General features: G+C 41.1%; 8 protein-coding genes and 3 pseudogenes. 7 read left to right on the plus strand and 4 right to left on the minus strand.

The annotated features are described in order from the left end of the window. Window positions 1-101: 101 nt before the first annotated feature. Both ACT8YW_RS18400 and ACT8YW_RS18405 read right to left on the minus strand, forming a co-directional pair. Entirely contained in the window at window positions 102-581 is a 480-nt protein-coding gene (locus ACT8YW_RS18400; RefSeq protein WP_444106666.1) for a DNA-directed RNA polymerase subunit alpha C-terminal domain-containing protein, read from the minus strand. Window positions 582-592: 11 nt separating this feature from the next. Next, window positions 593-1,939 (minus strand): annotated as a pseudogene (locus ACT8YW_RS18405) (TraG/VirB4 family ATPase); the annotation flags it as partial. 258 nt (window positions 1,940-2,197) lie between these two features. On the opposite strand from ACT8YW_RS18405, the gene ACT8YW_RS18410 reads away from it, so the two are divergent. From ACT8YW_RS18410 to ACT8YW_RS18440, 7 genes and pseudogenes are all read left to right on the plus strand, one after another. Beyond that, window positions 2,198-2,872 (plus strand): hypothetical protein, encoded by a 675-nt coding sequence (locus tag ACT8YW_RS18410; RefSeq protein WP_290060716.1) that lies wholly within the window; start codon window positions 2,198-2,200, stop codon window positions 2,870-2,872. 176 nt (window positions 2,873-3,048) lie between these two features. Next, window positions 3,049-3,342 carry a hypothetical protein gene (locus tag ACT8YW_RS18415; RefSeq protein ID WP_129662236.1) on the plus strand — a complete coding sequence of 98 codons (294 nt, stop codon included), beginning with the start codon at window positions 3,049-3,051 and terminating at the stop codon, window positions 3,340-3,342. Between the two features lie 422 nt (window positions 3,343-3,764). Beyond that, entirely contained in the window at window positions 3,765-4,493 is a 729-nt protein-coding gene (locus tag ACT8YW_RS18420) for a DUF5036 family protein (RefSeq protein WP_008151886.1), read from the plus strand. Window positions 4,494-4,507: 14 nt separating this feature from the next. After that, window positions 4,508-4,798 (plus strand): annotated as a pseudogene (locus tag ACT8YW_RS18425) (hypothetical protein); the annotation flags it as partial. Between the two features lie 383 nt (window positions 4,799-5,181). Then, window positions 5,182-7,500, plus strand: a complete 2,319-nt coding sequence (locus tag ACT8YW_RS18430; protein WP_117852450.1) for a carboxypeptidase-like regulatory domain-containing protein — start codon at window positions 5,182-5,184, stop codon at window positions 7,498-7,500. A gap of 8 nt (window positions 7,501-7,508) precedes the next feature. Further along, entirely contained in the window at window positions 7,509-7,790 is a 282-nt protein-coding gene (locus tag ACT8YW_RS18435) for a hypothetical protein (RefSeq protein WP_008151879.1), read from the plus strand. A gap of 104 nt (window positions 7,791-7,894) precedes the next feature. Next, on the plus strand, window positions 7,895-8,152 hold the full coding sequence (locus ACT8YW_RS18440; protein WP_039848335.1) for a hypothetical protein: 258 nt from the start codon (window positions 7,895-7,897) through the stop codon (window positions 8,150-8,152). A gap of 48 nt (window positions 8,153-8,200) precedes the next feature. On the opposite strand, the gene ACT8YW_RS18445 is transcribed toward ACT8YW_RS18440, so the two are convergent. Both ACT8YW_RS18445 and ACT8YW_RS18450 read right to left on the minus strand, forming a co-directional pair. Continuing rightward, on the minus strand, window positions 8,201-8,485 hold the full coding sequence (locus tag ACT8YW_RS18445) for a hypothetical protein (RefSeq protein WP_008151875.1): 285 nt from the start codon (window positions 8,483-8,485) through the stop codon (window positions 8,201-8,203). A 469-nt stretch (window positions 8,486-8,954) separates the two neighbouring features. Continuing rightward, a pseudogene (locus tag ACT8YW_RS18450) lies at window positions 8,955-9,606 on the minus strand (mobilization protein); the annotation flags it as partial.

Below are 9,606 nucleotides of genomic sequence, written 5' to 3' on the forward strand. Positions count from 1 at the left end.
CGCGTCGTAGTTCACGCTGTAATACTGGGCGTGGACACGCTGCGCGAGGGCGAGCGACAGCACTATGAGGAAGAGCGAAAGTCGTTTCATCAGTATCTCGCTTAACGGTTAAAAAAAAGGGATTTCCGCTTGCTGCGGTTATGTGTTTCGGGTACTCCTTGCAGGGCCAGTATCAGCTTTTCCGCTTCCTCCATTGCCTCGTATGGGGACAGGCTTCTGTATTTGACATACAGATCTCTGGCAACCTCATACCGGCGCTGTTGCCACTTGGCTGCTTCCGACTCTTCATAACGAATGATGGTGGTAACGCCCTCGTCCTCTTCGGATTTAATGCCCATATAGATATCCAGCTCCTTTTCGGTCATACCCGGCCGCAGGCCATGTTTGCTTAGTATATCCCCGATGTGTGCGATGCTTTTGTGCCCCAAATGGCGGAATCTAATCAAATCCTGGTTGGTGTGCAGGCACAGGTCCCGGACAGAGACAATCTCATGGCTCCTGCATACTTTGCGAATGCGAAGGGCGAAAGGTTCTTCGCAAAACAGTTCTCTTACATTTTGGTTTATGTCAATCTTTTTCATTCTATATGATTTTATTGTTTCGGTTTCAGGTTCAATACCCGTCCCGCCTCATTGACCTTCTGGGCAAACGGCAGGGATTTGCCGATACCGCTGGCGTCCCAGTCGCGGCAATACGCCTCGATAGCCTCCTGATGGCTGCACCGGAGTTCCCTCTTATAGAGCTTCAGGGCCTCTTTCTCCGCCCGCTCGGTCGTGTAAGTCATGTAGCACTCGTGAGGTTCCTCCACGCCGTACACGCCGCTGGTGCTTCCCCGGCGGATGAACACCTCGCGGAAGAAGCTGCGCCCCTCCTTGTTTTCCAGTCGGTTAATGGTGAAGATTTTCTTGCAGTCCACGTCCGTAAGCCCGAGAATGGCCTTGATTTCATCGAACCGCTCGCGGAACTTGCTCTGGTCGAGCAGCATCACCACGTCCGAGTTGTTGATGATGGCCTCCTTGACGATAGGGCTGCCGATGATGTCCTGTATCTCTTGTGTCACCACACCCACCGAAGCCCAGAACTTACGGGCCGTCTTGTACATGAACTTGATGTATTCGGCCATGAGCGGGCTGGCAATGGCTTTCCACGCTTCCTCGATTACTAAGACCTTGCGGTTCTTCTTGATACGCATCTTCTGTAGGAATACATCCATGATAATCAGCGTAACAAGAGGGAACAGGAGAGGGTCATCTTTTATACTGTCGATTTCGAAGACAATGAACGTCTCGTCGAACAGCGAGCTGTCCATGTTCTCGTTCAGTGTCTTGTCATGGTTGCCGCCACGGTAGAAGTCCTTCATCATGTAGCGGTAGGTCGAAATGTCGATGCCCGAGATATGGTTCTCGTCGCAAATATCCGGAATGCGTTGCACGGAAAACTCGTAGAACGAGTTGAACGACAGCTCTTTCACTTTTAACTCCTTACGGCGATGTTCCATCTCGTCAATTATGCGCTCGATACGCCCGGCACGCTGCATTTCGGTTTCCTCCTGCCGTTCGCTGCGGTTGCGGTCGTCGATAACGAGGCTCTTGCGCAAGTCCTCGCGCTGCATAGGCGTGAAACCGTCGAACCCGTTGAAATAGGTGTCGTAATACTCCGTGATGACCTGTTCTACCAAACGGTCCTCCGTCTTTGTGACCGTGCCCTGCGAGCCTTTCCAGATGAGCAGCACGAGGTTCTTCAAAAAGCCCGTTTTTTCTACGTTCATCTCCTCGCGGTGGATGCGGAACGGGTTCATCGTGATAGGCTTCTCTTCCGTGTAGCTGATATACTTGCCTCCCAGATACTCGCAAAGCCCCTCGTAACTGTTACCCGTATCGACCATCACCACGTCCGTGCCCTGCTCGTAAAGCTGGCGCACGACGGAGTTCATGTGGAATTGATTTTCAATGACTTTTACTGCTGATAATCAGCTATATAAGAAAATAACGGTACAACTATCCGTTAATGAAAAGAGGGAGTGAAAAAAGTTGCTATGAGGGAATGAAAGGATTAGAAAAGGAGTGTGTTTTGGATGAAATATTTAACTATATTTTAACGGTTGATAGATATTTTTATGATTTAGAGTGGAAAGCAAAGAGACAATAAATTTCAAGGGAATACGCTGTATGTCAGCGAAAATGTGTAACTTTGCGATATGGTAACATTGATAATGCTAATATTAGCTTTTGCAGTAATTCTTTCTTTTGGGCTAATGGTGAAATGTCCAAAATATGGTCTGTGGCTATATAAAGGAGCGATTTTTGGGATTATGATAATCTTTTTATTTGTAGCTCTCTTTTTCTGGCTGGGAGGAAATGCGGATGCTACCGCTCTTAACATCAATCTGCACCCTTGGAAGAATTATCTGCTATATCGTGTCTTTGCTGCGGTAGCTTGTGTAATGGTTTTTCTTGCTATATCCCAGTTACCTTTATTATTTGTCAAATGCTATGCCAAGAAGATAAAAAAGCAAATTGTAAAATATGAAGGGGCGGTCTATGCCGTAACATTGGTAATCGGGGTTATATGTCTTTCTGAATTTAGTGGCGTGGGTAAATTACACGATGAAAAATTGCAGGCTGGTAATGAAGTGGTAAGGCTTATAGATGAATACAATAAAACCCATAAAATGCAGTGCCAATCACTTTCGGACTTGGGATTGAAGCCAGTTGGTGATAATTTTTATGAATATAAGGGTATGTGGTTTCTATTGGATGCGAATGACAAAGCTTTTGAATTGCGATTTTGCAGTCCATATGGTGGGGACATTAATTATGATTATACATATTCAAGTGATGGTCAAGAATGGGATGATACTATAATCTGGTAGTTGCATTTACGGTTTGTTGTTATGCCGAATACATCTAACGCCTATTGCGCAACAAACTCAACGAAGTTCTCGAAATCATCATGAAATGGATTTAACGCTATATGGAGTTGTCAAGGCATGGCGTGCGTCCTGGAAACTGACTGATAAGCAATATAAAATCTAATTCAGTAAAGTATATGAAGGTATTTTGGGCAAGTATAGAATACAAGTATAAGGAGAATCCCGTAAAAGGTGGATTTGTATATGTCTTTGTCAAGGCTAATTCTAAAACAGATGCATATGAGAGAATTACAAAAGAATTTCTGGATATGAAGTTGTCAATATCCGTTCTTGAGTTCTTAATCCAATACGATAAAAGCACAAAATGGCACAATGAAACTGAAACGAAACACTTTATGGATTTGTATAATTCTGCAAATATGAATAGTGGCTGTGTTTTTGACACATTCTATGCTTATGAGCATGAATAGCGTTTCATGTGGAGTTGTCAAGGAATTATCTTTTGCCATTATAAAACAGGCTTTTGGACGCTTTGAGGAACAATGGCGGTACAAAAAGAGGAAAAATGAGCTTTGAAACGCTGATTTTTACCTGTAAACGAAGGTTCTTTAAGGTATTTGTATTACCTTTGTATTTGGATTGGGGTAACTCTATCCAAGACATACGAAATTAAGAAGCGTTATGCTCAATCTTGTAACTTGAAAACGTAGGACACTTTCAAATGGGACAAGGATTAGCATAGTGACTCCCTCGCATATGCGTGGGTCACTATTGTTACATCTGTCCTAATGGTTTCCTACGACCTTCAAGTTAAGACGTGGCATAGTTGGCTCACGTTTTCTTATAGAATCAACCTCTTGATAGAGTCAATCGAGAATATAGTAAGTAAAAAATGAATAAACTTTTAATCACACTATTTTCATTCCTTGCTATCGCTGTTGTTTCATGCAGTGATGACGATGAACCGAAAATGCCGACTAATGCTATCGCATTGAATATGATGATTGGAGATAGCGAAACAACCATTGGCGGCTCTGATGTTTTCATCAATGCTTCCAATAACTTCACATCGTATGATTGTGGAATTGCAGACCTCGGTAGAAAAGGAGGTTTCAATCAGAACCCAAATCTATCGCAGCTTGCCCAGGAGATTGCGGTTACGCCCGGCAATTTCTACCAGATTGTTCTTGCCAACAAGGTTCAGACAGTTGCCGGAGACCGGGCACTTCCTATCAACACCAACTACTACAACGTTTATGTTGATTCATGGATTTACGATAAGGACAAAGATATAGCCGGAGCAAAAATCAGCTATACTGAGTGTTTCCCCGAAGTCAAACAGCTTCCCGAATGGGACAGCCATTTCTCCGGGACCCATCAAAATGACGGGTACGGCAAGGAAAGAGCGACATTCACGTTCTCCAAAGGCTGCCATATTGACAAGAATGTAGATGCCTATTTCACAGATGGATATAATAACCTAACTGATGAACTCGAATTCGAGATAAAAGAAAATCAGATAGTGATAACTTATCCGTATTTAACCAGCCATCAGCCGGATGTCAGACTTTTGATCCGCTATGAGAGCGTGTATACACGTGTATTGTTGGACTTCGAATAATCCGATGCAGAATCATGAACCATCGATTCAAATTTCTTTCAATACTTGCTGCCTTAATATTGTTTACGGCTTGCACTACATCGAAGTCTACAGTTTCAACGAATGTCAACCTGTCACGATATGAGTATGCATCTATAATCAATAACGACACCTATCATATTCCGGCAGAGTTGATGGAGTACGAGATTCAGCTTTTTGATGCTGTGGAGAACTCACACTTAAAACTTGTAAGTGATGCCAGAATCTACGAGTTGACACCGTCACAACAGGAAAAACTTTTGTTAGTCAAGTATGGCGTAAACGTGAAGTACAAAATTGGATTTTTGTCCGCTGAATATCAGGGCTTTAAGAAAGGAGAATAAACAATGGGTAACGATTTAGAGACGAACGAAAGACTTCGGTCTGCTTTCTTTTTCCATTGTTTCAAAAAAACTCAATACAAAGATATTACTTTTCAGAAAAAAGCCTATCTTTGCATAAAATTTAGTATAAACAAATCATGTCAAGCATACGCTGTGCATTAGCACGTACCTTTAGAATCCGTGCATAGTCTATACTGAGAAAGGTTTTCTCAGTTTTCTTATAGCCCTCAAATCTTCTGAGGGCGGATTTTCTATTATTATTTATTAATCAGGATTTTGATGCAGATGCTATATCTGTGTCTATATTCATTTATAAGAAAACAAGTATGGACTTAAATAAAAAGCATTTATTATATCTTACTGTATTTTTCCTATTTCTAAGTTTGAATGCTTCGGGACAATCGAATAGCATTTCAGGAAGAGTACTTAATCAAAACACAAAAGAATCTGTTGAATACGCCAGTGTTGTTCTATTCAAGCAGGATTCCGTATTCCTAAACGGAACGACAGCTGATTCAATTGGAAGATTTGTATTTACAAACCTCACTTCCGATGATTACGTATTGTCGGTATCTTGTATGGGCTTTGAAGCTAAAAAAATCTTGTTACAAAACCTTTCAGAATCGGCAGAAATAGACGTGTTATTAAATGAAAGTGTATTGTCGCTTGGTGAGATTGTTATTTCAGCTTCATCCACAATCAATAAAATAAATCAGCGAATAGTTTTTCCGACAAAACTACAACTTAACCATTCGGCAAACGGAATGCAACTATTGAATACTATGATGCTTCCAGGATTGAACATTAACCCAATGACGAATACGATTTCATCCTTCGATGGCGGGAAAGTCATGTTGCAAATCAATGGAGTAAATGTTACTTCAGAAGAGATTCAGACTTTGCAACCATGTCAAATTAGGCGGGTTGAATATTTGGATTACGCAGGAATAAGATATGGAGCAGCATCTAAAATCGTTAATTTTATTGTTATAAGGGACGATAAGGGTGGTGTTATCGGAGTGGACTTGATGAACTCTTTGAATATTCTTGCGGGCGGCGATGTGCTTTTCGCCAAGTTTAACAAAGGGAAGTCGGAATATACATTAAATTACACAACCGCTTTTCAGAAATTCAATAGCAATAATCGGACACGTACCGGAAGCTATCAGTTTGAAAACTCAACTCCGATACAGAGAGATGAAATCGGAGATGGTGGAGATTATTCATATCAGATGCATGATGTTACTTTCGGATATAACTATCAACAAAGTGATTCGGTATTCTTCAATGCAAAGTTGAAGTATGCTTTGACAAATCATCCGCATAATGATTTCAAAAGTAATTTGATAGAAAATGGCATAAAGATAGGGCAGATATTTGATGGCGTTAGTCAGAAAATAAATACCCCTTCAATAGACCTATACTATGAGCGTGGTTTGAAGAATCAGCAAAAAGTCTATGCCAACATTGTTGGGAGTTATGCCAAAGTAGAAACAGGTCGTAATTATATAGAATACGACAATGCCAATACTCTTTTCAAAGAGCAGTTCGGTTTGTCATCTGATAAATATTCATTGATAGCAGAAGGTATTTACGAGAAGGGCTTTACTTATGGCAGTTTGAAATTTGGAGCAAAGCATATTCAATCGTTTACGAAACAAGAAGTTCAGCAAAATGGAGTTTTTAAGTCCGATTTGAATCAAATGGAAACTTCCGTTTTTTCAGAATGGAATCACAGTAAAGATAAATTCAGCTGTTCTCTTGGGTTAAAGGCTAATCGGGTACATTTTTCTAATATCTCAATTAATAAGAGTTATTATAACTTCTTGCCTAAAGCCATGTTGGGATATAGATTAAATGAAAATTCTTTTATTCGTTACGATGTGGAGATGAGCCAAACCAACCCGACTTTAGTTGAGTTGACTGACACGGAAATAAGGCTCGACCCTTATCTTGCCGAAAGAGGAAACTTGTTATTAAAGCCTTACAGCAATCTGAACAATAACCTTTTTTACGAACACAAAAAAGGCTTGTTTACATTCAATGCTAACCTACGACATCATTACAAGCATAATCCCATCATGGAATCAGTCAAAGAACAAGGTAATATTTTCCTGATAATACCCGAAAATATGAAGAGTTGGAACAAGTATAATGCAGAAATGAACCTAAAGGTGGGAATGATAAAAAACATACTGCAATTTTCGCTTACAGGTGGGTACAATCATTTCAACAGTCAAGGGAACAATTATTCTCATGAATACTCTAATTTCTATTATAGTGCGAATGTCTTGGCAATGTATAAGAAATGGATGTTTATCGTTCAGATACAGCCATTTGATGAGAAGCTGTATGGTGAAACCGTTATTAAGAGTGGTAATTATCATTATTTAGCCATTCAATACAATACCGATAACTTCTCTTTTGGTATAGGAGCGTTCAATCCATTCAAGAATGTTTCACGTACTGTGATAGAGAATAAAAATAATCAAGCACCTTTCAGACGGGAAAGTTTCAGTAGTGCTTCACAAACCATCGTTGCTACTCTTACGTGGAATTTTAGTTTTGGAAAAACTCATAGTTCTGGAAACAAATCTCTTAATAATCAAGATGCGGATTATGGAATAAAAGGCAGTTACAAATAAAGTCTATTATGAATAAAATAGATTTGAAGTTATTCAGGCTATTGTCTGATGCTTCACAAGTGACAAATGAAGAAATGCAAGATGCTTATACGCACTTTATGGAGTTGGTAAAGACTATTAGTCAATCTAAACAAAGCTATTCTGAAATATTTCGGATGTTAAGTATTACTCGTATTGAGCTTGATTTTCTGGGAACATCACCTCTTTGCGAGTTGGAAAAAAAAATAGGCTCAAAAAAACTTATCAGCGAAAGGCGATTTTATTTCTTGAGTCTGAAATTGACTTACTGAAATTCACATTTAGACAAACGAATCAGCTTATTAATAAAAACGTTATTCCCTACAACTCAAAAGTATATTTCGTCCCCAAGTCGCAAGGCTTGGGGATTGATAGCGTGGGAGAATTTGCTGTTTCATTTGAACTTTCAGGACAGTTCTTTAATGAAGAAGGAAATCCTGCTCCATATATTCATATCGCCCATGCTCTGGAGCAGGCATTCAATTTCACGTTCGGGGATGCCCACAAGTCAAAAGAACGAGTATTCAAACGCAAGCCCTACAACTTAACCAAAGCGTTAGATTACCTGAAAAATCTTATCGTTCGTGAAAGCCGCAAGAAGAAGATGAAAAAAGATGATTTTGTAAATCGTTAATTTACATGAATTTACAAATCTATTTTAGGGGAGTCCATAGGGATTCCCCTATTTTTGTTGCTTCGTTCTGCCGAACTTTGGTGCGTGTATAGTGAGATTAATTTTATTAATCTCACGGTTGAGTTTGACAGCCGTATGGCTTTTTCCGCTTGCCCGTCCTGACTTGACGTGCCATAAGCGTTCTTCTATTTTCAGTTTGGTACTGAACTGGGCGATACTGTTGCCGATAATGATTTTCCCAATTATCGGGTAAGCAGTGTTTTCTCCGACACTACTTTTTTCTAATCTACTTTCCCGTTTCAGGTAAAAAGACACTTTTAATTCGTTGCTCATAACACTCACATTTTTAAGTTGATAAAATTACTTCCATTGTGAGTTATTTGAACAATGTAAACCGAAGACAAACAGCGTTATAGTCAGCCACTTAAAGGCACTCAACTGCTGTGTTTTGCTCCGCCTAAAATGGGTAACGGGATAGAAACGGAATGTTTGCTTTTATCCGCTAAAAACTGCATTTCACCCACTCGGCAACCAAAGACATTCAAAGCCAATTACTTCTCATTATCAATCAATTACTCTCTTTTTCTTCCTTTCTCGTTTTGTGCTTCCTGTATAAACGTGCAACCCGAAGAGACTATTGTTACAGTCAATTTTATAGACTATAATACAGGGCGTCCTGTAGCATCATGCAAAGGCGCATATTCCTCTCTTGGGGTTGCAGGAGCTTCGCATGATATAAAAGGAGCAATAAACAGGGTTGCAAAGCAAATATCTGACACATTCAACCCTCAAAAGTGAAAATCTATCTTAGGATTCCACCTCGCCCTCTATCAATCTTCCAATCATACCGACCTTCCGCGACATCGCCAACCTCGTTGAGTGTATGGCGATGTTTTATTTCATCAAAGGGCTGTCGGTGTTCCGCATAGTCACAGAGCCATGTGCCGACCGCTTTCCGCTGCTCGATGGTTTCGCCGTAGCTCTGCATGACGCTCTTGATGTCGGCGGCTTCGGAGGGAGAGAAGATTGACTTGTGCCGTTCCGTGGCGAAATGGATAATCGCTTCAATGGCTCGCCTGAACACCTCGCTTGCCTTGTAGAGAATATCGGCGATGATATTCAGAATATCCCGGCTCGATTTCAGCGCACCTTGCAACTGTCTTATGGTCTTGTCCTTCTCCGCCGTTGCCCGGCTCACCGCCATGCTAATGCGGTGCTGCTCCCCGGTCTTCTGCTCCCGGAGCTGCCGCAGAGCCGTGTCCCTCTCGGATTCATAAGTGTCAGCGATTGCCATAGCACTGTCTCGCTCCAGTTCGACCGTCCGCTTCGCCTCGGTCAGTGCCTTTGTCCGCTTCGCCACCTCTTTCCTGACTTCATCGGGGAACGATTCTTTGATATGTTCGTTCTCGGCTTTCAGTCTCTCGTTCTCCTGCTCGATGGCTGCGTACTTGCCC

Origin of the sequence: Bacteroides sp., from assembly GCF_052357945.1 — a bacterium.
Classification (GTDB): Bacteria; Bacteroidota; Bacteroidia; order Bacteroidales; family Bacteroidaceae; genus Bacteroides.

Excerpts from the sequence above, each read along its gene's own strand:
- ACT8YW_RS18400 (WP_444106666.1), bottom strand. The coding sequence starts at position 581 with ATGAAAAAGATTGACATAAACCAAAATGTAAGAGAACTGTTTTGCGAA.
- ACT8YW_RS18410 (WP_290060716.1), top strand. The coding sequence starts at position 2,198 with ATGGTAACATTGATAATGCTAATATTAGCTTTTGCAGTAATTCTTTCT.
- ACT8YW_RS18415 (WP_129662236.1), top strand. The coding sequence starts at position 3,049 with ATGAAGGTATTTTGGGCAAGTATAGAATACAAGTATAAGGAGAATCCC.
- ACT8YW_RS18420 (WP_008151886.1), top strand. The coding sequence starts at position 3,765 with ATGAATAAACTTTTAATCACACTATTTTCATTCCTTGCTATCGCTGTT.
- ACT8YW_RS18430 (WP_117852450.1), top strand. The coding sequence starts at position 5,182 with ATGGACTTAAATAAAAAGCATTTATTATATCTTACTGTATTTTTCCTA.
- ACT8YW_RS18435 (WP_008151879.1), top strand. The coding sequence starts at position 7,509 with ATGAATAAAATAGATTTGAAGTTATTCAGGCTATTGTCTGATGCTTCA.
- ACT8YW_RS18445 (WP_008151875.1), bottom strand. The coding sequence starts at position 8,485 with ATGAGCAACGAATTAAAAGTGTCTTTTTACCTGAAACGGGAAAGTAGA.